At 59.0% G+C, this 19,323-nt stretch carries 22 protein-coding genes; 11 read left to right on the forward strand and 11 right to left on the reverse strand.

Annotated elements, in window-relative coordinates; genetic code table 11:
* Nucleotides 1-34: 34 nt before the first annotated feature.
* Both ACMGGW_RS22355 and ACMGGW_RS22360 read right to left on the reverse strand, forming a co-directional pair.
* Nucleotides 35-1,129, reverse strand: a complete 1,095-nt coding sequence (locus tag ACMGGW_RS22355) for a glycosyltransferase family 9 protein (protein WP_149570926.1) — start codon at nt 1,127-1,129, stop codon at nt 35-37.
* An 8-nt stretch (nt 1,130-1,137) separates the two neighbouring features.
* Nucleotides 1,138-2,094, reverse strand: a complete 957-nt coding sequence (locus tag ACMGGW_RS22360) for a polysaccharide deacetylase family protein (protein ID WP_197770301.1) — start codon at nt 2,092-2,094, stop codon at nt 1,138-1,140.
* A gap of 210 nt (nt 2,095-2,304) precedes the next feature.
* Between ACMGGW_RS22360 and rfaQ the strand changes: the two genes are divergently transcribed.
* Genes rfaQ through ACMGGW_RS22375 form a run of 3 tightly spaced genes read left to right on the forward strand, consistent with a single transcriptional unit; the run spans nt 2,305 to nt 5,614 of the window.
* Nucleotides 2,305-3,387: a putative lipopolysaccharide heptosyltransferase III gene (gene rfaQ / locus ACMGGW_RS22365; protein WP_420279533.1), complete on the forward strand. Its 1,083-nt coding sequence runs from the start codon at nt 2,305-2,307 to the stop codon at nt 3,385-3,387.
* Nucleotides 3,384-4,511, forward strand: a complete 1,128-nt coding sequence (locus ACMGGW_RS22370; protein WP_025304692.1) for a glycosyltransferase family 4 protein — start codon at nt 3,384-3,386, stop codon at nt 4,509-4,511. Before rfaQ ends, ACMGGW_RS22370 begins: the two co-directional genes overlap by 4 nt.
* A 2-nt stretch (nt 4,512-4,513) precedes the next feature.
* Nucleotides 4,514-5,614: a glycosyltransferase gene (locus ACMGGW_RS22375; protein ID WP_197832639.1), complete on the forward strand. Its 1,101-nt coding sequence runs from the start codon at nt 4,514-4,516 to the stop codon at nt 5,612-5,614.
* A 44-nt stretch (nt 5,615-5,658) separates the two neighbouring features.
* Here the strand turns inward: ACMGGW_RS22375 and ACMGGW_RS22380 are convergent, their stop codons facing one another.
* Nucleotides 5,659-6,672: a glycosyltransferase family 9 protein gene (locus ACMGGW_RS22380; protein WP_043141040.1), complete on the reverse strand. Its 1,014-nt coding sequence runs from the start codon at nt 6,670-6,672 to the stop codon at nt 5,659-5,661.
* 125 nt (nt 6,673-6,797) lie between these two features.
* Here ACMGGW_RS22380 and waaA point away from each other — a divergent pair, with 125 nt between their 5' ends.
* Genes waaA through coaD form a run of 3 tightly spaced genes read left to right on the forward strand, consistent with a single transcriptional unit; the run spans nt 6,798 to nt 9,338 of the window.
* Complete coding sequence (gene waaA, locus ACMGGW_RS22385; RefSeq protein WP_025304695.1) at nt 6,798-8,075, forward strand: lipid IV(A) 3-deoxy-D-manno-octulosonic acid transferase; 1,278 nt, start codon at nt 6,798-6,800, stop codon at nt 8,073-8,075.
* Complete coding sequence (locus tag ACMGGW_RS22390; RefSeq protein ID WP_197832638.1) at nt 8,076-8,849, forward strand: glycosyltransferase; 774 nt, start codon at nt 8,076-8,078, stop codon at nt 8,847-8,849.
* A 3-nt stretch (nt 8,850-8,852) separates the two neighbouring features.
* Nucleotides 8,853-9,338 (forward strand): pantetheine-phosphate adenylyltransferase, encoded by a 486-nt coding sequence (gene coaD, locus ACMGGW_RS22395; RefSeq protein WP_004931181.1) that lies wholly within the window; start codon nt 8,853-8,855, stop codon nt 9,336-9,338.
* 3 nt (nt 9,339-9,341) lie between these two features.
* Here the strand turns inward: coaD and mutM are convergent, their stop codons facing one another.
* From mutM to radC, 4 genes are all read right to left on the reverse strand, one after another.
* Nucleotides 9,342-10,157, reverse strand: coding sequence for a bifunctional DNA-formamidopyrimidine glycosylase/DNA-(apurinic or apyrimidinic site) lyase (gene mutM / locus ACMGGW_RS22400; RefSeq protein ID WP_025304697.1), 816 nt, complete (start codon nt 10,155-10,157; stop codon nt 9,342-9,344).
* Nucleotides 10,158-10,238: 81 nt separating this feature from the next.
* Nucleotides 10,239-10,406: a 50S ribosomal protein L33 gene (gene rpmG, locus ACMGGW_RS22405; RefSeq protein WP_002442576.1), complete on the reverse strand. Its 168-nt coding sequence runs from the start codon at nt 10,404-10,406 to the stop codon at nt 10,239-10,241.
* Nucleotides 10,407-10,417: 11 nt separating this feature from the next.
* A complete protein-coding gene (gene rpmB / locus ACMGGW_RS22410) occupies nt 10,418-10,654 on the reverse strand; it encodes a 50S ribosomal protein L28 (protein ID WP_004931195.1) in 237 nt (78 codons plus the stop codon).
* A 262-nt stretch (nt 10,655-10,916) separates the two neighbouring features.
* Nucleotides 10,917-11,600, reverse strand: coding sequence for a RadC family protein (radC, locus tag ACMGGW_RS22415; RefSeq protein ID WP_025304698.1), 684 nt, complete (start codon nt 11,598-11,600; stop codon nt 10,917-10,919).
* A 183-nt stretch (nt 11,601-11,783) separates the two neighbouring features.
* On the opposite strand from radC, the gene coaBC reads away from it, so the two are divergent.
* The 3 genes from coaBC (at nt 11,784) to slmA (ending at nt 14,285) form a co-directional block, all read left to right on the forward strand.
* Nucleotides 11,784-13,001 (forward strand): bifunctional phosphopantothenoylcysteine decarboxylase/phosphopantothenate--cysteine ligase CoaBC, encoded by a 1,218-nt coding sequence (gene coaBC / locus ACMGGW_RS22420; RefSeq protein ID WP_197832637.1) that lies wholly within the window; start codon nt 11,784-11,786, stop codon nt 12,999-13,001.
* Nucleotides 12,979-13,437, forward strand: a complete 459-nt coding sequence (gene dut, locus ACMGGW_RS22425; protein ID WP_016929680.1) for a dUTP diphosphatase — start codon at nt 12,979-12,981, stop codon at nt 13,435-13,437. The genes coaBC and dut overlap by 23 nt, the downstream gene beginning before the upstream one ends.
* Nucleotides 13,438-13,688: 251 nt before the next feature.
* Nucleotides 13,689-14,285, forward strand: a complete 597-nt coding sequence (slmA, locus tag ACMGGW_RS22430; RefSeq protein ID WP_025304700.1) for a nucleoid occlusion factor SlmA — start codon at nt 13,689-13,691, stop codon at nt 14,283-14,285.
* A 31-nt stretch (nt 14,286-14,316) separates the two neighbouring features.
* Here slmA and pyrE read toward each other — a convergent pair whose 3' ends face one another.
* The gene (gene pyrE, locus ACMGGW_RS22435; RefSeq protein ID WP_004931204.1) at nt 14,317-14,958 is read right to left on the reverse strand and encodes an orotate phosphoribosyltransferase; all 642 of its coding nucleotides are present in this window, start codon (nt 14,956-14,958) and stop codon (nt 14,317-14,319) included.
* Between the two features lie 96 nt (nt 14,959-15,054).
* Nucleotides 15,055-15,771, reverse strand: coding sequence for a ribonuclease PH (rph, locus tag ACMGGW_RS22440; protein WP_025160305.1), 717 nt, complete (start codon nt 15,769-15,771; stop codon nt 15,055-15,057).
* 126 nt (nt 15,772-15,897) lie between these two features.
* Here rph and ACMGGW_RS22445 point away from each other — a divergent pair, with 126 nt between their 5' ends.
* A complete protein-coding gene (locus ACMGGW_RS22445) occupies nt 15,898-16,761 on the forward strand; it encodes a YicC/YloC family endoribonuclease (RefSeq protein ID WP_025304701.1) in 864 nt (287 codons plus the stop codon).
* A 55-nt stretch (nt 16,762-16,816) separates the two neighbouring features.
* Here the strand turns inward: ACMGGW_RS22445 and ACMGGW_RS22450 are convergent, their stop codons facing one another.
* The gene (locus tag ACMGGW_RS22450; RefSeq protein WP_197832636.1) at nt 16,817-17,206 is read right to left on the reverse strand and encodes a hypothetical protein; all 390 of its coding nucleotides are present in this window, start codon (nt 17,204-17,206) and stop codon (nt 16,817-16,819) included.
* A 361-nt stretch (nt 17,207-17,567) separates the two neighbouring features.
* Between ACMGGW_RS22450 and ACMGGW_RS22455 the strand changes: the two genes are divergently transcribed.
* Nucleotides 17,568-18,752 carry a NupC/NupG family nucleoside CNT transporter gene (locus tag ACMGGW_RS22455; RefSeq protein WP_004931212.1) on the forward strand — a complete coding sequence of 395 codons (1,185 nt, stop codon included), beginning with the start codon at nt 17,568-17,570 and terminating at the stop codon, nt 18,750-18,752.
* A 34-nt stretch (nt 18,753-18,786) separates the two neighbouring features.
* Here the strand turns inward: ACMGGW_RS22455 and ACMGGW_RS22460 are convergent, their stop codons facing one another.
* A complete protein-coding gene (locus ACMGGW_RS22460; RefSeq protein ID WP_197832635.1) occupies nt 18,787-19,221 on the reverse strand; it encodes a DUF3574 domain-containing protein in 435 nt (144 codons plus the stop codon).
* Nucleotides 19,222-19,323: the final 102 nt, after the last annotated feature.

Raw genomic sequence — 19,323 nt, forward strand, 5'->3', positions numbered from 1 at the left:
GCATCGGCCGGGCGGCCGATGCGTCGTCTCGCCTTTAGCGCGCTAAAGGCACGTGCGCGACCAACTCGTCATAAATCCGCTGCGGCTGGATAACCCCCATCGGGCTTTCCGCCTCCAGCGGCATCGTATAGCCGGTACGAGACACCTGAATGATGCGGTGCAGTTCAGGATCCTGAATCGGCCCGGTGGAGCGTGAATCGGCGGTCACGAACAGGCTGATGGTTTTCACCTTCAACGCCACCGCCAGATGCAGCGGCCCGGTGTCGCCGGTGACAAGAACATGGAAACTGTCGAGCAACGTCAGCAAGCCTTGCAGCCCCGTTTTGCCGATCTGGTTATCCACGCAGGCCTGCGTTTGCGAGCCGATCAGGCTCATAAACTGTTTGGCCTTGCCGTCATCAAACGGTGCGCCAATCAGCACGATGCGTACATTGGGGTGCTTCGCCACCAGCTCATCGGCCAGCCGTGCATAGTGTGAAACCGGCCAGCAACGCGACTCCGTCGATGCCCCCAATTGAAACCCGATGGTGGGGTGGTCGCTGCTTTTGACGCCGCGCTGATAATCCACGGGAATTTCCATCGTCGGATCGTCGCTGCGGCAACCTAAAATGGAAATCAGCTCCAGCTTGCGGCGCACGAAGTGGCCGTAATAATGGAAGACATAGTTGGTCAGCCAAGGCTCCAGCCCGCAAATGCCCGAGCTGTAGTTATCGCGGATAATGTACTTCGCCCCGGCCAGTACGGCGCTGATGATGTCATAAGGCAGATGGGAGTGCAGGATCAGCGCCAAATCCGGCTGATGTTCGCGCAGCGATTTCAGCAACGGGCGTATCGTCTTGATCTTGCTGTCCCAATACACCACGCGATCGTAATAGCGGCCGTTTTCCACCAGCTCGCGGTTTTTCTTGTGCACCACCAGCGTGATGTGCGCGTTGGGGTAGCGTTCCCGCATCGCCCTCAATGCCGGCGTGTTGAACATGAAGTCGCCCAACGCCGTGGTGGAATAGATGACGATATTGTCAAACTGCTGGGCGCCGTCGAACGTCGCCTTGTCCTGAAAACGGCCGTACTTCGCCGTATAGCGCCGCAAGAACCAGTCGGCAACCTTGATTTTCCATTTCTTCGACATGTGCGTGCTTAGTTCGCTTTAAGTTGATAATACTCGGCCAGCGTCATGCCCACCGTGCGCTGCTGCAGCCAGTCAAACAGCTGCTCCAGATCGCGGTACAGCACTTCGATATCCTGTTCAGTTTTGAACGTCGGGCTGCCGCCCGGCATAAACTCGGAGGAGTGCAGCATAAACTCGACGTAGTCATGCCCCTGCGCCAGCGAGGTCTCGGCCACGCTGATCATCTTGGCCACGTTGCCGCCACTCGGCCGCAGCCAGTTGACGGACGGCGAACGGCGCTTGCCGCGCAGCCGATCATAGCCCTGCTTGAACGCATTCATCAGCGCCGAATGCTTGTACTGGATGCTCATCGGCACTTCCAGCAGCGCCGAAGCGCCCGGCTTGGCGATGTTCTGCGGATCGATGAAATAGGCCTGCGACGGGAACCGGCTGTAATCGGTACCGCCGTTGCCCTGCGGGTTACCCGGCGAAAACTGCCAGTTGACCCGCGGCGTCACAGAACAGTCCACCTGATAGCCGTATTCCAGCAGCAGTGAGGCATAGTATTCGTTGAACGCCCAACGGCCGGCGCGATGGCTAAGCATTTTGGTCTGGAAGGCATCTTCCAGCAGCTTGGTCATGTGATCGACCTTGGCGCGGATCTGATCGGCGGGATACTCGATCAAATAAGGCTTGTGGCGCCAGTCATCGTCGGTCAGCGGCGTCAACGGCGGGCTGTTCCAGGCGTGCAGGTGCATGCCGACCTCGCCGGCGTCGCGGGCGATCACGTCGCGCGCGAACTCGACGTAGGTCGGGTCCATCGCCATTTCATAGTTGGTGAGATAAACCGGCTTGAAGGCGTATTTCTCGCACAGCGCCTGAAAGCGCGGCAAGAAACGTGTGTTTTCGGTCGCGATGCGATCGTGGTTTTGCCACAGATTATCGCCTTCGGTATCAATGGTGATGAGAAACGCCGGTTTAGTCATGAATATCGAGCCTGATATCAACAGAATGCACTATGTTACGCAGGCCGTTTCGCCAGGGCAAACGACTTTGCTGCCTGGTTTGGACAACGTTGAAGCGCATTCGTCCCCGGCTCGGCGATTTTTTTGCGGCCCGGCAAGAAAACCGTGCAACAGTAGCCACATGCGATCGGGTCATTTAGAATCAAAGATTGGTTTCCCAGAAAGCGACTCATGATGAACGACGCGCCAGCACTAACTTCCGCCCCATCCGTACAGCGTATTTTGATCATAAAACTGCGCCATCACGGCGATATGCTGCTGGTCACGCCGGTCATCAGCAGCCTGCGGCAAAACTACCCGCAGGCGCAGATCGATGTGCTGCTGTATCAGGAAACGCAGGAGATGCTGGCCAGTAATCCGGAATTGTCGACGCTGTTCGCCATCGACCGCCAATGGAAGAAACAGGGCGTCCGCGCGCATCTGGGGCACGAGCTGGCGCTGCTGCGCCGCCTGAAGGCGCAGCGCTACGATCTGGTGGTCAATCTGGCCGATCAGTGGCGCAGCGCCATCATCACGCGCCTGACCGGCGCGCGCATCCGTTTGGGCTTCGATTTCCCCAAACGCCGCGGCTTCCTGTGGCGCCACTGTCACACGCAGCTGGTGCCGGTGGACAATCACGCCCACCTGCATACCGTCGAACAAAATCTCTCGTTGCTGGCGCCGCTGAACCTGCCCACGCTCAATGAGCATGTCACCATGAGTTACGATCCGCAGAATTGGCAGACCTGTGAGCAACGGTTGCAGAAACAGGGCGTCGCCGGCAGTTATATTGTGGTGCAGCCCACCTCGCGCTGGTTCTTCAAATGCTGGAGCGAAGAGAAAATGGCCGCCACCCTCACCGCCTTGCAGGCCGACGGACACCAGTTGGTGATCACCTCCGGCCCCGACGCCAGAGAACAAGCCATGGTAGAGCGCATTTTGGCGCTCTGCCCGCCGCAGGGCGTAATCTCGTTGGCCGGCCAGCTGACGCTGCGCCAACTGGCCGCCCTGATTGATCACGCCAAGCTGTTTATCGGCGTGGATTCAGTGCCGATGCACATGGCCGCCGCGCTGCAAACGCCGTGCGTGGCGCTGTTCGGCCCTTCCAAGCTGACTTTCTGGCGGCCGTGGCAGGCTACCGGCGCCGTGATCTGGGCCGGCGACTTCGGCGAACTGCCCGATCCGGACGCCATTGATACCGGCACAGACGAACGGTATCTCGACCTTATTCCTACAGACGCGGTGATTGCAGCCGCGCGGAGCACGCTGGCATGAAAGCATTTCGTTTGGCGATCGTTCGCCAAAAATACCGCCCGGACGGCGGAGCCGAACGTTTCGTTTCCCGCGCCCTGGAAGCGCTGGAACAACAGGATCTCGATCTGAACGTCATCACCCGCGAATGGCAAGGTGACGCCAATCCCAACTGGCACATTCACCTGTGCAATCCGTTAAAGCTCGGCCGCATCAGCCGCGAACGGGGCTTCGCCGTGGCGGCCAGGGCGCTGTGGCAGAAAGAGCGCTTCGATCTGGTGCAAAGCCACGAACGCATTCCCGGCTGCGACATCTACCGCGCCGGCGACGGCGTACACCGCCGCTGGCTGCTGCAACGCGCGCGTCTGCTGCCAGAGTGGCGCCGCAAGTGGCTGTTCTCCAACCGCTATCACCGCTATGTGATGTGCGCCGAACGCGCCATGTACGCCGCGCCGGAGCTGAAAGCCGTCATCTGCAACGCCGAGATGATCAAGCAGGAAATCATCGCCGACTTTGGCGTGCCCGCCGACAAAATCACGGTGATCTATAACGCCATCGACAACCAAAAGTTCCCGCCCGCCGACGAGGCCCAGCGCCGGCGTCTGCGCGAGCAATATCAGATCCCGCAACAGGCGCACTGCCTGGTCTTCGTCGGCTCCGGTTTCGAGCGCAAAGGGCTGGCCGCCGCCATCCGCGCCGTGGCGGTGACCGACAGCCACCTCCTGGTGGTCGGCAAAGACAAGGCCGAAAAACGCTACCGGGCGCTGGCGCAGTCGCTGGGCTGCGGCGATCGCATTCACTTTATGGGCGTGCAGAAACAGACCTTGCCGTTCTATCAGGCCGCGGACGCGCTGCTGCTGCCGACGCTGTACGATCCGTTCCCGAATGTGATTCTGGAGGCCATGTCCTGCGGCCTGCCGGTTGTCACCAGCACCACCTGCGGCGGCGCCGAGTTTATCACCCCTGGCCAGAACGGCTTTGTGACGGACGCGCTCGACGTACCGGCCATCACGGAGGCCATTCGGGCGCTGCCGCGCCAGGCATTGGGATCATCCATGGGCGAAGCGGCGAGATTGCGCATTATGACGGCCACGCCGGCGCATCTGTCCGAACAGCTCATTTCCCTCTATAACCGGTTACTGGATTAGCTATGCGTATTCTGATGATCATCGATGGCCTGCCGGGAGGCGGCGCGGAAAAAGTGGTGTTGACCCTGTGCCAGGGCATGCAGCAACAGGGGCATAAAGTTAGTCTGATCTCGCTGCGCGACGTCTGCAATTACCCTATCCCGCCGGGCATTGATTATCAGGTGGTGGCCGATCGCAGCCGTGCCCCCTGGCGCAAGCTGACCGAGCTCTCACGCCGCGCCGCCGCGCTGGATCGGGCAATAGCTGAACACGAGCGCCAACACGGCACGTTCGATCTGGTGTTCTCGAATCTGCATAAAACCGATCGCATCGTCAGCCGCAGCAAGCGGTTGGCCGCGGATCGCCTGTGGTTCTGCATTCACGGCATTCTCTCCACTTCCTACCTCGGCCACCGCAAAGGCCTGGATCGCTGGCTCAAGCAACGTAAAATCGCCAACGTTTACCAGGGGAGAAATATCGTCGCCGTTTCACAGGCGGTCGGCGGCGATCTGCAGCAGAATTTGCCGATCCGCCCGCGTCGGCTGGCGGTCATCAATAACCCGTTCGACATCGACGCCATCCGGCAACAGGCGGCGGCACCTTGCGAACTGGCCGGTCAGGACTATCTGGTGCACGTCGGCCGCTTTCACGCCACCAAGCGGCATGACCGCCTGCTGAAAGCCTATGTGCAATCCGGTATTCAGGCGCCGCTGGCTTTGATCGGCACCGGGGATGACGCCCGCGTCGCCGAGGTCAAGCGTCTGGCGGCAGACTTGGGTATCGCAGAGCGCGTGCTATTCCTCGGTTTCCAGGCCAATCCCTATCCGTTTATCCGCCATGCCTCGCTGTTGGTGCTCAGCTCCGATAGCGAAGGGTTTGGCAATGTGCTGGTAGAATCGCTGTTGTGCGGCACGCCGGTGGTTAGCACCCGCTGTCCGGGCGGCCCTGCGGAAATTCTGGAAAAAGCCGGCATGGCTAACGCGTTGGCGGAATTAAACGAAGCGTCGCTGGCAGAAAAAATGGCGGAAATTTACGCCAATCCGCCACAGATAAATCAACAGCAATTGCTGAACTATGGGCTGGACCCTATTTGCCGTCAATATATTGAGCTGAAAGAAAAATAATAAAAAAATAAATAAGGCAGGTGATACCTGCCTTATTTTCTTCGTTAGCTGAGTGCCTGCATTTTCTGCCAAACCTCATCGACAGAAACATCTTCACAGTGCCCCGACTCACTCTGCAAAATATGATGGCGGCCAGTCCATGGATGCCAGGACGTTTTATCGGTATCGCCAAAGAACACCACCATGTCCTTATTCAACGCGGCGGCAAGATGCATCTGCCCGCCGTCGCTGCACAGCACCCGGTCGCATAAATCAAACCCGCCCAACAGCTCGCGCACCGACGCCGTCGGATAAAGCGCGACGCGTTCGTTTTGGCACAGCGCCAGCAGCTGTTCGGCGCGCTGCCGATCGCCGATGTCGTCCGGCGCCAGCGTGCCCTGCGGCGACCAGAAGATCAGCACGCCGGTGTGGGGATCGGCGGTCAGACGGTTGATGATTTCGGCATAGCGTTCAACCGGCCAGCGTCTTTTCGGGCTGCGGCTGCTGATATGCACGGCGCATACCCGTTCGACCGACGGTAGACGTTCCTGCAGCCGCTGCACCGCCAATTGCCGCTCTTCCGGCGTCAGGAATACCCGCACCGGCGGGATCGGAATGGCTTGATCGGTGATCGCCGATAAATAGCTGTAGGTGTGTTCGACCTGATGGAGGCCGCGGAAATCGTCCTTGCGGAACGGGCGCTGAATCTCTTTCGTGCCCAGATCGGCACCGATGATATGGGTGGCGCCGGCCATTTTTGCTAAACGCAGGCTGTATTTGCAAGGCACCGGGTTGGCCAGAATGACCGCATCGAACTTTATTTTGCGCAGCTTCAGGAAGATCATCAGACGTTCGAAATAAACGCCCAACGTCGTTTCATTTTTCGCCTTGTGCTTGGCCTTTTTATAGACAAAGACTTTCTCGAGATGAGGGTTGTTTTTAACAACGTCCTGGCTGACTTTATTGATCAGCAGATAAACTTTTGCGTCTGGATAGGCAATTTTCACCCCTTCAATCAAGGGCGTAGTGCAAACAAGATCGCCGATGTTGTCGCGGCGAATAATTAAAATATTCTTCATTCCGAGCCTATCGGCGAAATCGCTCGCCGGTTGTCTGAAACTGACACCCAAGGTTACCAAATTAGCGCCTTTCCCTTCCAGTTATGGTACTATTCCGAATAACCCATATAAATGAAATTGATAGAATGTTGCTGCGTTTATATCAGGTACTACTCTACCTCATCCAACCCCTGATCTGGCTCCGCTTACTGCTGCGCAGCCGCAAAGCTCCAGCCTACCGTAAACGCTGGGCGGAACGCTATGGCTTCTGCGCCGGGAAAGTCGTGCCGGGCGGCATTATGCTGCATTCCGTCTCCGTCGGCGAAACGCTGGCGGCCATCCCGCTGGTGCGGGCGCTGCGCCATCGTTACCCCGCTTTGCCGATAACTGTGACCACAATGACCCCGACAGGTTCAGAACGCGTCCAGTCCGCTTTCGGCAAAGACGTGCATCATGTCTATCTGCCCTACGATCTGCCCGGTTCCATGAACCGCTTCCTCGACCAGGTGAATCCCAAGCTGGTGATCATCATGGAAACCGAGCTATGGCCTAACCTGATCAACGCACTGCATCAGCGGCAAATCCCCCTGGTGATCGCCAATGCGCGCCTGTCGGCTCGCTCCGCCGCTGGCTACAAGAAAATTGGCGGATTCATGCGCGATATGCTGCGCCGCATTACGCTGATCGCCGCACAGAACCAGGAAGACGGCGATCGGTTTATCGAACTGGGCCTGAAACGCTCGCAGCTGGCCGTAACCGGCAGCCTGAAATTCGATATCTCCGTCACCCCGGAGCTGGCCGCCCGCGCCGTTACATTGCGCCGCCAATGGGCGCCGCGCCGCCCGGTGTGGATCGCCACCAGCACCCATGACGGTGAAGAAACCATCCTGCTGGAAGCGCACCGCAAACTGCTGGAAAAACACCCCGACCTGCTGCTGATCCTGGTGCCGCGTCACCCGGAGCGCTTCCCGACCGCCAAAGAGCTGGTGCAGAAGGCCGGCTTCAGCTACACCCTGCGCAGCAGCGGCGAAATCCCGTCCGGCAGCACCCAGGTGGTGATCGGCGATACCATGGGCGAACTGATGCTGCTGTACGGCATCGCCGATCTGGCCTTTGTCGGCGGCAGCCTGGTGGAACGCGGCGGGCACAACCCGCTGGAAGCCGCCGCGCACGCCATCCCGGTGCTGATGGGCCCACATACCTTCAACTTTAAAGACATCTGCGCCAAGCTCTCGCAGGCCGAAGGCCTGATCACCGTGACCGACGTGGATTCGCTGGTGAAGGAAGTGGAAACCCTGTTGACCGACGAAGACTACCGTCGCTACTACGGCCGCCATGCGGTGGAAGTGCTGTATCAGAATCAGGGAGCGTTGCAGCGCCTGCTGCAGCTGCTTGAACCGCACCTGCCGCCCCGGAGCCACTGAATGAGCAGCCGCAAAAGCCTGTCGGTGGTGATGATCGCCAAAAACGAAGCCGGGCTGTTGCCGGAGTGCCTGCGCTCTGTCGCCTGGGCCGATGAAATCATCGTGCTGGACTCCGGCAGCGAGGACGACAGCGTCGCCGTCGCCGAAAGTCTGGGCGCCAAAGTCTTCACGCACACCGACTGGCAAGGATTCGGCAAGCAGCGTCAGCTGGCGCAAAGCTACGCCAGTCATGACTACGTTTTGATGATCGACGCCGACGAACGCGTCACCCCCGAGCTGCGGCAATCCATCGAGCGGGTGTTGAACGCACCGGACGACGGCGCCGTCTACAGCTGTGCGCGGCGCAACCTGTTCCTTGGCCGTTTCATGCGCCACAGCGGCTGGTATCCCGACCGCGTCAACCGCCTGTACGCCAACCAACGCTATCGCTATAACGACGATCTGGTGCACGAATCGCTGAACATCGGCGACGCCAAAGTGATCCCCCTCAGCGGCGATATGCTGCACCTGACCTGCCGCGACTTCTTCGCCTTCCAGCGCAAACAGCTGCGCTATGCCGAAGAGTGGGCCACGCAACGCCACCGGGCCGGCAAGCGTTGCGGCTATCTGTCCATCCTGACCCACACGCTCGGTGCCTTCGTCAAAACCTGGCTGCTGCGGGCCGGTTTCCTTGACGGTAAACAGGGGTTGCTGTTAGCGGTGGTCAACGCGCAATATACCTTCAATAAATATGCCGCATTATGGGCATTGGGCCGCAACTACTCAGAGAAGTGAATCATGACCAGCAAAGCCATCTATCCCGGGACCTTCGATCCCATGACCAACGGCCACCTGGATTTAGTGACGCGCGCGTCGCTGATGTTCGATCACGTGATTCTGGCCATCGCCGCCAGCCCGAGCAAAAAGCCGCTGTTCAGCCTGGATGAGCGCGTGGCGCTGGCGACGCAGGTCACCTCGCATCTGGACAATGTGGAAGTGCTGGGTTTCAGCGAGCTGATGGCGCACTTTGCCGCTCACCAGAATGCCAATATCCTGGTGCGCGGCCTGCGGGCGGTGTCTGACTTTGAGTACGAATTGCAGCTGGCGAACATGAACCGCCATTTGATGCCGACGCTGGAAAGCGTGTTCCTGATGCCTTCCGAAGAGTGGTCGTTCATCTCCTCTTCACTGGTGAAAGAGGTCGCGCGTCACGGCGGCGATATCGCGCCTTTCCTGCCTGACGTGGTTACGCAGGCGCTGATGGCGAAGCTCGCCGCCGAGTGATGCTCAGCGCTGACAGCGCCGGCAAAAGAAGGTGCTGCGCTGCCCGTGCTTGGCGGATTCGATCGGCGTGCCGCACGCGCGGCAAGGTTCTCCCGCCCGCCCGTAAACCTGCAACTCCTGCGCGAAATACCCCGGTTTGCCGTCCGACTGCAAAAAGTCGCGCAATGTCGTACCGCCCTGCTCGATGGAGCGCTGCAACACCGCCTTGATGGTCTTCACCAGCCGTTCCGCTTCGGCTTTGCTCAACGATCCCGCCGGACGATCGGGCAGGATCCCGGCGCTGAACAGCGATTCACTGGCGTAAATGTTACCGACGCCGACCACCAGCTTGTTATCCATCAGCCACGGTTTGATCAGCGTGCGCTTATTGCGTGATTTTTCATACAGGTAGTCGCCGTTGAACGCTTCACTCAGCGGTTCCGGCCCCAGATGCGCCAACACGCTGCTGGTCGCCAGGTCTTCGCACCACAGCCAGGCGCCGAAACGGCGCGGATCGGTATAGCGCAGGATCATGCCGTTGCTGATCACCAAATCGACGTGGTCGTGTTTGCCCGCTTCATCTTCGTTCTCCTCGCGCAGCATGCGCAGGCTGCCCGACATGCCCAGGTGCACGATAATCCAACCGTTCTCCAGCTCGATCAGCAGGTATTTGGCTCGGCGCTGCACGCTGAGCACCGGCCTATCGCTCAGCGTCAGGATCTGCTCGGAAACCGGCCAGCGCAGGCGCGCGTTGCGCACCACCGCATACTGAATGCTGTGGCCAACAAGATAAGGCTCTATACCGCGTCTGCTCGTCTCAACTTCCGGTAATTCAGGCATCTGGCTTCCCCTCCGACGTTTTCTACCCTTTATAAAACAAAAAACCCGGCCAAGGCCGGGTTTTTCATTAATCCACTAAAATTATTTAATTTTAGCTTCTTTGTATACTACGTGCTGACGGACAACTGGATCGAATTTCTTCAGTTCCAATTTTTCCGGCTTAGTACGCTTGTTCTTCGTGGTGGTATAGAAGTGACCAGTACCAGCAGAAGAAACCAGCTTGATCTTCTCGCGAACACCTTTAGCCATGATTCAGTTCCTTAATACTTCTCACCACGGGCACGCAGATCGGCCAGAACCGTCTCAATACCCTTCTTATCGATAACACGCATACCTTTAGCAGATACACGCAGAGTTACAAAGCGCTTCTCAGCCTCAACCCAAAAACGGTGTGAGTGCAGGTTAGGCAGAAAACGGCGTTTGGTCGCGTTCATTGCGTGGGAACGGTTGTTACCGCTCACCGGGCGCTTGCCAGTAACTTGGCAGACTCGGGACATGTCTATTCTCCAAAAATCAAATCAGCTCGAGCTTCGTATAGGGTATGGCCGCCTCGTCAGGCTTTTAGAGCCCATCTCAGCAAACTTCATACTGAGGAGACTCTCGTCATCAGGTAGAAACCACACATCAGGTCAGAAACCTGCTGAGATAGGCTCTTGCGCCAAACCCAAGATTCTCAAAGGTGGCGTAGTATACGCTCTGAAGCGTAAGTGCTCAAGTCCCGAACAGCTAAAGATCCCACAAGGATCGCGAAAAAATCGCTTAAAGCCATCCGCGCTCGGCAAAAGAGACGCATTCACCCCGACCGATCACCAAATGATCGAGCACTCGGATCTCCAATAACTGACAGGCTTTCACCACCTGTTCCGTTATCAAACGGTCGGCATGACTGGGTTCAGCCTTACCCGAGGGGTGATTATGCGCGAGAATCAGCGCGGCGGCATTAGCCTTCAACGCTTCACGCACAATTTCTCTCGGGTAGACGACGACGCTGCTGATGGTACCAGCAAACATCTCCTGATGGCGAATAACCCGGTGCTGATTGTCTAAAAACAATACCAAAAAGACCTCTCGCTCGCGATGGGCCAGCAGGCTTTGCAGATAATGCTGGGTGACGCGCGGATTGAGCATGGCGTTTTCCTGCGACAAATGGCTGGAAAAGAAGCGCAGCGCCAGCTCGGCAATCGCCTGCAGCTGCGTATAGCTGGCATCCCCCAGGCCTTTTTGGCTACAAAAAGCCTGATGATCGGCCGACATCAGGTGATAAAGCGAGCCGAACCGGCGCAGCAGCTGCTCCGCCAGCTGCATCACGTGCACGCCGGGCAATCCGGTGCGCAAGAAAATGGCCAACAGCTCTGCGTCGGACAGCGCCGCCGCCCCCTGCATCAACAGCTTTTCACGCGGCGCCAGCGCGCCCGGCCAGCACGCCACAATCGGGTTGCTCATCGTGTTCCTCCCTGAAAGGGCTACAGCATGCCATGTGCTGCCCGGCGCGTTCGACAGGTGTTTGATAACATTGCGAAGTGTTTCGCAAAGCACAATGTAACGCCCTGCAGCCATTGCGGAATCACTCACCTGAACGGCGGATATGCTAAAATGGCGCATCTTTCGGCTTTCAATCGGACAATGATGATGACGGGACTTTCCGGCAAACATATTGTGCTTGGCATCAGCGGCGGCATCGCCGCCTACAAATGCCCAGAGCTGGTGCGCCGCCTGCGCGACAGGGGTGCAGAAGTGCGCGTGGTGATGACCCACGCCGCCAAGGCGTTCATTACGCCACTGACGCTGCAGGCCGTTTCCGGCTACCCGGTGTCCGACGATCTGTTGGATCCCGCCGCCGAAGCCGCCATGGGCCACATCGAACTGGGCAAGTGGGCGGATCTGGTGATTCTGGCGCCGGCGACCGCCGATCTGCTGGCGCGCGTCGCCGCCGGCATGGCCAACGATCTGCTGACTACCGTCTGCCTGGCGACCGACGCCCCTATCGCCGCCGCCCCCGCCATGAACCAGCAGATGTATCGCGCCGCCGCCACGCAGGCCAACCTGCAAACGCTGCAGACGCGCGGCATACTGCTCTGGGGGCCGGACAGCGGCAGCCAGGCCTGCGGCGACGTTGGCCCGGGCCGCATGCTGGATCCGCTGGACATCGTCGACCTGGCGAACGCGCATTTCTCCGCCCCGCAGGATCTGCAACATTTGCAGGTTATGATCACCGCCGGCCCAACGCGTGAAGCGCTGGATCCGGTACGTTTCATCAGCAATCACAGCTCCGGCAAAATGGGCTTCGCCATCGCCCGCGCCGCCGCCGCCCGCGGCGCGCAGGTGACGCTGATCGCCGGGCCGGTCAGCCTGCCGACGCCGCCATCGGTCACCCGAGTGGACGTCACCAGCGCGCTGGAGATGGAGCAGGCGGTGCAACAGCGCGCGGCGCAGCAGCAGATTTTCATCTCCTGCGCCGCCGTGGCCGACTACCGCCCCGAGCAGATCGCCGATGAAAAAATAAAAAAACAGGGTGATGAAATCGTCCTCAAGATGGTAAAAAACCCCGATATCGTCGCCGGCGTGGCCGCGATGACCAAAAATCGACCGTTTGTCGTGGGGTTTGCCGCCGAAACCCAGAATGTGGAAGAATACGCGCGGCAAAAACTGGCGCGTAAGAAGCTGGATTTGATTTGCGCTAACGATGTATCGCTTGCAGAGCACGGGTTCAACAGCGACACCAATGCCCTGCACCTTTTTTGGCAGGATGGAGAAAAGCGCCTGGCGCTGAGCGACAAGGCACTCCTTGGCCAACGTTTAATAGACGAGATAGTCAGCCGTTATGATGAAAAAAATCGACGTTAAGATCCTCGACCCGCGTATCGGTCAGGATTTCCCGCTACCGACCTACGCCACGCCGGGCTCCGCCGGTCTCGACCTGCGCGCCTGCCTGGACAGCGCGGTAGAGCTGGCGCCGGGTGAAACCACGCTGCTGCCCACCGGCCTCGCGATCCACATCGCCGACGCCGGCCTGGCGGCAGTGATCCTGCCGCGCTCCGGCCTGGGCCATAAGCACGGCGTCGTGCTGGGCAACCTGGTCGGCCTGATCGACTCCGATTACCAGGGCCAGCTGATGGTGTCCGTTTGGAACCGCGGCCAGAAGCACTTCACCATCGAGCCGGGCGAACGCATCGCGCAGATGGTCTTCGTGCCGGTGGTGCAGGCCGAATTCAACCTGGTGGAAGAGTTCGACAGTAGCGAGCGCGGCGAAGGCGGCTTCGGCCACTCGGGGCGCCACTAAGCGCCACCCAATGCACGATGGCCGGCAGGGAAACGTCGCCTGAACCTTGCCTTTCCGGGGAGAAGGATGTCTCTGCGGCAAGGTTTTACCGCGACAATTGCAGCGCACACCAGGCAGCGCGGAAAAAGGCCGTTAAGGCCGCTGACCCCAGTATCGTAAAAAAGCTATCACATAAGCCGCACAGAGCCTGCTCTGCAGCGGCCGGTGCCCGGGTTTCCGTCAGTTAAGTTTTAGCAAGGGTCTAATCAGACATGGCAGAAAAAGAAAATACGAAAAGGAATCGGCGCGAGGAAATATTGCAGGCGTTAGCCCAGATGCTGGAATCCAGCGACGGCAGCCAGCGCATTACCACCGCCAAGCTCGCCGCAAACGTGGGTGTTTCTGAAGCTGCGCTGTACCGGCATTTCCCCAGCAAGACACGGATGTTCGACAGTCTGATCGAGTTTATCGAAGACAGCCTGATCACCCGCATCAACCTGATCTTGCAGGACGAGAAAGAGACGTTTAATCGTCTGCGCCTGATTTTACTGCTGATTCTGGGCTTTGCGGAACGTAACCCAGGGCTGACGCGCATCATGACCGGCCACGCGCTGATGTTTGAACAGGATCGCCTGCAGGGCCGCATCAACCAGCTGTTCGAACGTATCGAGGCGCAGCTGCGTCAGGTGCTGAAAGAGCGCAAATTGCGCGAAGGCAAAGGCTTCATCGTCGATGAAACGCTGTTGGCCAGCCAACTGCTGGCCTTCTGCGAAGGCATGTTGTCGCGCTATGTGCGTTCGGAATTCCGCTATCGTCCAACGCAGGAATTCGACGCCCGCTGGCCGCTATTGGCGGCACAGCTGCAATAACGAAAACGCCGGGCATGCCCGGCGTTTTTATTTATACCCCGTACTGCTCGCGGTAAGCGCGCACCGCCGCCAGGTGGTCCGCCATTTCCGGTTTCTCTTCCAGATAAGCGATCAGGTCCTTCAGCGTCACGATCGAAATCACCTTGCAGTGATAGTCGCGTTCCACTTCCTGAATGGCGGAGATATCCGCGCGGCCGCGTTCCTGACGGTCGAGGGAGATCAGCACCCCCGCCAGCGAAGCGCCGCTGGCGCCGATGATTTCCATCGACTCGCGGATCGCGGTGCCGGCGGTGATCACATCATCCACCAGCATCACACGCCCCTGCAGCGGGCTGCCGACCAGCGAACCACCCTCGCCGTGGGTCTTGGCTTCCTTGCGGTTAAAGCAGTAAGGCACGTCGCGCTCATGGTGTTCCGCCAGCGCAACCGCCGTGGTGGTGGCGATAGGAATGCCTTTATAGGCCGGGCCAAACAGCAGATCGAAATCGATGCCGGAGTCCATCAGGGCTTCGGCGTAGAAGCGCCCCAACAGCGCAAGATCGCGCCCGGTATTAAACAGGCCGGCGTTGAAGAAATACGGGCTGGTGCGGCCGGATTTCAGGGTGAACTCGCCGAATTTCAATACCTGCTTGTTAAGCGCGAACTCGATAAACTGGCGCTGATAGGCTTTCATTACTGCTTCTCCTCGTCTGAATCTGCTTGGGTCTTGTCATTACTGCCGCCCGATCGTCGGGCATAAAAAAGGCGACTTCTCAGTCGCCTTAAAAAATCAGTCCGCCAGCGCCGCTTTCTGCGCCTGGAAGATGGTTTCGATGCCCCCTCGGGCCAGCGCCAATAGCGCCAACAGCTCATCGTGGCTGAACGGCTCGCCTTCGGCGGTGCCCTGCACTTCAATCATGCGGCCGTCTTCCATCATCACCACGTTCATGTCGGTTTCCGCCGCGGAATCTTCCACATACTCCAGATCGCACAGCGCTTCGCCGTTGACGATGCCGACGGAAACCGCCGCTACCATGCCCTTCATCGGGTTGGCTTTCAGCTTGCCGTTGGCCACCAGGGTGTTCAGCGCATCGGCCAGCGCCACGCAGGCGCCGGAGATGGAGGCGGTGCGGGTACCGCCGTCGGCCTGCAGTACGTCGCAGTCGAGGGTGATGGTGAATTCACCGAGCTTTTTCAGATCCACCGCGGCGCGCAGCGAGCGCGCGATCAGGCGCTGGATCTCCAGCGTGCGGCCACCTTGTTTGCCTTTGGCGGCTTCACGTGCGTTGCGGCTGTGGGTGGAGCGCGGCAGCATGCCGTACTCGGCGGTGATCCAACCTTGCCCCTGGCCTTTCAGGAAGCGCGGAACGCCCTCTTCTACCGTGGCGGTGCACAAGACTTTGGTATCGCCAAACTCAACCAGCACTGAGCCTTCAGCGTGTTTGGTATAGTGACGGGTCAGTGTCAGGGGGCGAACTTGCTGTGGTGCTCTGCCTGCAGGACGCATGGGCTCTCTCCGGCTTCAAATCAACTATTGGCTGCGCATTATACGGGCTTCGTGACGTAATGCCTATCCTGCCCGCAGTCGCGACGCTATAATCGCCCCATCTTTTCCTATTACGGGTACGCATCAATGATCCGCAGCATGACCGCCTACGCCCGGCGTGAAATCAAGGGTGAATGGGGCAGCGCAGCCTGGGAGCTGCGTTCCGTTAACCAGCGCTACTTAGAAACCTACATCCGTCTGCCGGAGCAATTCCGCAGCCTGGAGCCGGTGATCCGTGAACGTATCCGTGGCCGCCTGACCCGCGGCAAAGTCGAATGCAACCTGCGTTTCGAACTGGATCCAAGCGCGCAAAGCTCGCTGATCCTGAACGAAAAACTGGCCAAACAGCTGGTCGAAGCCGCCAACTGGGTGAAAATGCAGAGCGACGAAGGGGAAATCAACCCGATCGACGTGCTGCGCTGGCCGGGCGTGATGTCCGCGCAGGAGCAGGATCTGGACGCCATCAGCGTCGAGCTGATGCAGGCGCTGGACGGCGCGCTGGATGACTTTATCGTCGCACGCGAGAGCGAAGGCGCCGCGCTGAAGACGCTGATCGAACAACGCCTCGACGGCGTCAGCGCCGAAGTGGTCAAAGTGCGCGCCCAGATGCCGAACATCCTGCAATGGCAGCGCGAGCGCCTGGTCAGCAAGCTGGAAGAGGCGCAGGTACAGCTGGAAAACACCCGCCTGGAGCAAGAGCTGGTGCTGATGGCGCAGCGTATCGACGTCGCCGAAGAGCTGGACCGTCTGGAAGCGCACGTGAAAGAGACGCACAACATCCTGAAAAAGAAAGAAGCCGTCGGCCGCCGCCTCGACTTTATGATGCAGGAGTTCAACCGCGAATCGAACACCCTGGCCTCCAAGTCGATCAATGCCGACGTCACTGCTTCCGCCATCGAGCTGAAAGTGCTGATCGAGCAAATGCGCGAGCAGATCCAGAATATCGAGTGATCCTGCCCCTAATGTCATCAAGCCCGCGCCACGCGGGCTTTTTTATGGCTGCAAATCAGCGATAGGCGGCCACCTGCTCCTCACCGATCAACCCCATTTTCTGCAGCTGCACCGCAATGCTCCAGGTTGAGCGCTCGAACTCATCGCTCAGCGCTTCCAGCGTCGCCCCGGCCGCATGGCTCTCGCGCAGCCGCAGTTTTTCCTCTTCCGGCCAGGGGAAGTAGGCATTGGCAGGTCGGCCCTCGACCAGATTCTTCTGCCGTTTCTCCTCCGGCGTCAACCGGGCTTTTTTCTGCAGTTCGGCCTCACCTCCAAACTCGTTGGCTAACGCGAACAGCAGCCGGATAGCCTCCGGTGCGCAGGCCGCTGAAGCCGGTTTCAACAGCTCGCCGGTGTCGGGATTAACGCCGTTGGCCAGCGCCCTGAGCAAAGTGCCAATATTCATCGTTCGCCTCCTTGTCCGAGAAAATGCGCGCCGGTCACGGCGCCTGTTCCAAACATGTTTCTCTTCCTCAGCCAAGAAAACCACGCTTTACGTCGGGAAAAATCGCCGATTGCGAACCAGATTCCAGGCGTTTGCACATAAGTAACGGGGATTACATCAAGTTGCGAGCCGGCAGGCCTCTGGGGAGACGGCTCACCGGGGGCTTATGAAAAACTGCCGAGCAGCGCGTGCGGATGACAATCGGCAAGATATCCCGCATGCCATAAGTATTTTGTTCTAATTATCACGCAAGGTAATGAAAGGATGGCGATGCTGTGGCTAAATGTGTTTTTTTCCTGCCCGTGAACCGTACGGACCGTTTATGCCACAAATTCTGCAATTTATTATGGCCCTGGTGGTGATCATCGCCCTGGCGCTGCTGGTCAGCAATAATCGCAAGAAAATCCGCCTGCGCTATATCATCCAGTTGTTGGTGATCGAAGGCGCGCTGGCCTATTTCTTCCTGCACTCCGCCAGCGGGCTCAGCGTGATCAAACACGTCGCCGGCTTCTTCGACACTCTGCTCGCCTACGCTGCCCAAGGATCGGAGTTCGTGTTCGGCGGCATGAGCAAGGATGGTCTGGCGTTCATCTTCCTCGGCGTTTTGTGCCCTATCATCTTTATTTCCGCCCTGATCGGCATTTTGCAGCATTTCCGCATCCTGCCGCTGATCATCCGCCTGGTCGGCACCCTGCTGTCCAAGGTCAACGGCATGGGCAAGCTGGAATCGTTCAACGCCGTCAGCACGCTGGTGCTGGGGCAGTCGGAGAACTTTATCGCCTATAAAGGCATCATCGGCGATATCTCGCCGCGCCGCATGTACACCATGGCCGCGACCGCCATGTCGACGGTTTCGCTCTCCATCGTCGGCGCCTACATGTCGATGATCGACGCGCAATACGTGGTGGCGGCGTTGATCCTTAATATGTTCAGCACCTTCATCATCCTGTCGATCATCAACCCGTATCAGGTTGAAGACGAGCCGGAGCTGAAGCTGAACAAACTGCATGAAGATCAGAGCTTCTTCGAAATGTTGGGCGAGTACATTCTGGCCGGCTTCAAGATTGCGATGATCATCGCGGCGATGCTGATCGGCTTTATCGCGCTGATCTCCGCCGTCAATGCGCTGTTCTCTGCGGTGCTCGGCATCAGCTTCCAGCAGATCCTCGGCTACGTGTTCTATCCGCTGGCCTGGCTGATCGGCATCCCGGCGGAAGAGGCCCTGAAGGCGGGCAGCATCATGGCGACCAAACTGGTAGCCAACGAATTCGTGGCGATGATTGAACTGAAGAAGATCGCGGCGGAGCTGTCGCCGCGCGGGCTGGGCATTCTGTCGGTGTTCCTGGTGTCGTTCGCCAACTTCGCCTCCATCGGCATCGTCGCCGGCGCCATCAAAGGGCTGAACGAGCAGCAAGGCAACGTGGTTTCCCGTTTTGGCCTGAAGCTGGTTTACGGCTCGACGCTGGTGAGCCTGTTGTCGGCGGCCATCGCGGGCCTGGTGCTGTAATCCCCACTCCCGGCCGCAGGGCCGGGAGTTCGCTTTAAAACGCCACGCACACCGGCGCATCCACCCGCATCACCGAATCCTGCGCAAACTGCTGCTTATAGCCGCTGCGCAGCGCCTCGATATTCGCCTCGCTCTCTTTGTCCGGCGCATGGATCAGCAGCAGCGCCTTGCTGTTCTCGCGCGCCAGTTTGCCGTCGTGGCCCAGCCACTGGCCTTTGGCATCAAAGACCGTCAGCCCGTCTTTAAAGCGCGGCGTTACCTGGCTATCGACGAAGGTTTGCCACTCGGCGGCGGTGATCGCCGGCCCCGCAGGGCGGTTCAGGCCGAAGTAGAGCGTTGTCTGCACCAGCGGATCACCGGTGCGACAAGCCGGGGCGGGTGACGTTGCCTGGTGGCCTGGCGCCACGCAGCCGCTCAGCAGCAGGGCGGCCATCACGGCGCCGGCGGCCAGTTTCGAGGAGTTTTTCATCAGCAGTCTCGGTTTCTCGGTTGAAGAATTCGCTGCAAAAAGCATAGTCAGCAATGGAAATCAGCGCTAAATTTCTAATGCTTTTATTAACATCAAGATGTT

Origin of the sequence: Serratia sp. BNK-4, from assembly GCF_048685115.1 — a bacterium.
GTDB lineage: Bacteria > Pseudomonadota > Gammaproteobacteria > Enterobacterales > Enterobacteriaceae > Serratia > Serratia bockelmannii.

Excerpts from the sequence above, each read along its gene's own strand:
- radC (WP_025304698.1), bottom strand. The coding sequence starts at position 11,600 with ATGAGCAACCCGATTGTGGCGTGCTGGCCGGGCGCGCTGGCGCCGCGT.
- ACMGGW_RS22370 (WP_025304692.1), top strand. The coding sequence starts at position 3,384 with ATGAAAGCATTTCGTTTGGCGATCGTTCGCCAAAAATACCGCCCGGAC.
- rph (WP_025160305.1), bottom strand. The coding sequence starts at position 15,771 with ATGCGTCCTGCAGGCAGAGCACCACAGCAAGTTCGCCCCCTGACACTG.
- ACMGGW_RS22390 (WP_197832638.1), top strand. The coding sequence starts at position 8,076 with ATGAGCAGCCGCAAAAGCCTGTCGGTGGTGATGATCGCCAAAAACGAA.
- rpmG (WP_002442576.1), bottom strand. The coding sequence starts at position 10,406 with ATGGCTAAAGGTGTTCGCGAGAAGATCAAGCTGGTTTCTTCTGCTGGT.
- dut (WP_016929680.1), top strand. The coding sequence starts at position 12,979 with ATGATGAAAAAAATCGACGTTAAGATCCTCGACCCGCGTATCGGTCAG.
- rfaQ (WP_420279533.1), top strand. The coding sequence starts at position 2,305 with ATGATGAACGACGCGCCAGCACTAACTTCCGCCCCATCCGTACAGCGT.
- ACMGGW_RS22460 (WP_197832635.1), bottom strand. The coding sequence starts at position 19,221 with ATGAAAAACTCCTCGAAACTGGCCGCCGGCGCCGTGATGGCCGCCCTG.
- waaA (WP_025304695.1), top strand. The coding sequence starts at position 6,798 with ATGTTGCTGCGTTTATATCAGGTACTACTCTACCTCATCCAACCCCTG.
- ACMGGW_RS22360 (WP_197770301.1), bottom strand. The coding sequence starts at position 2,094 with ATGACTAAACCGGCGTTTCTCATCACCATTGATACCGAAGGCGATAAT.
- ACMGGW_RS22380 (WP_043141040.1), bottom strand. The coding sequence starts at position 6,672 with ATGAAGAATATTTTAATTATTCGCCGCGACAACATCGGCGATCTTGTT.
- ACMGGW_RS22445 (WP_025304701.1), top strand. The coding sequence starts at position 15,898 with ATGATCCGCAGCATGACCGCCTACGCCCGGCGTGAAATCAAGGGTGAA.
- pyrE (WP_004931204.1), bottom strand. The coding sequence starts at position 14,958 with ATGAAAGCCTATCAGCGCCAGTTTATCGAGTTCGCGCTTAACAAGCAG.
- rpmB (WP_004931195.1), bottom strand. The coding sequence starts at position 10,654 with ATGTCCCGAGTCTGCCAAGTTACTGGCAAGCGCCCGGTGAGCGGTAAC.
- ACMGGW_RS22455 (WP_004931212.1), top strand. The coding sequence starts at position 17,568 with ATGCCACAAATTCTGCAATTTATTATGGCCCTGGTGGTGATCATCGCC.
- mutM (WP_025304697.1), bottom strand. The coding sequence starts at position 10,157 with ATGCCTGAATTACCGGAAGTTGAGACGAGCAGACGCGGTATAGAGCCT.
- coaBC (WP_197832637.1), top strand. The coding sequence starts at position 11,784 with ATGATGACGGGACTTTCCGGCAAACATATTGTGCTTGGCATCAGCGGC.
- ACMGGW_RS22355 (WP_149570926.1), bottom strand. The coding sequence starts at position 1,129 with ATGTCGAAGAAATGGAAAATCAAGGTTGCCGACTGGTTCTTGCGGCGC.
- ACMGGW_RS22375 (WP_197832639.1), top strand. The coding sequence starts at position 4,514 with ATGCGTATTCTGATGATCATCGATGGCCTGCCGGGAGGCGGCGCGGAA.
- ACMGGW_RS22450 (WP_197832636.1), bottom strand. The coding sequence starts at position 17,206 with ATGAATATTGGCACTTTGCTCAGGGCGCTGGCCAACGGCGTTAATCCC.
- coaD (WP_004931181.1), top strand. The coding sequence starts at position 8,853 with ATGACCAGCAAAGCCATCTATCCCGGGACCTTCGATCCCATGACCAAC.
- slmA (WP_025304700.1), top strand. The coding sequence starts at position 13,689 with ATGGCAGAAAAAGAAAATACGAAAAGGAATCGGCGCGAGGAAATATTG.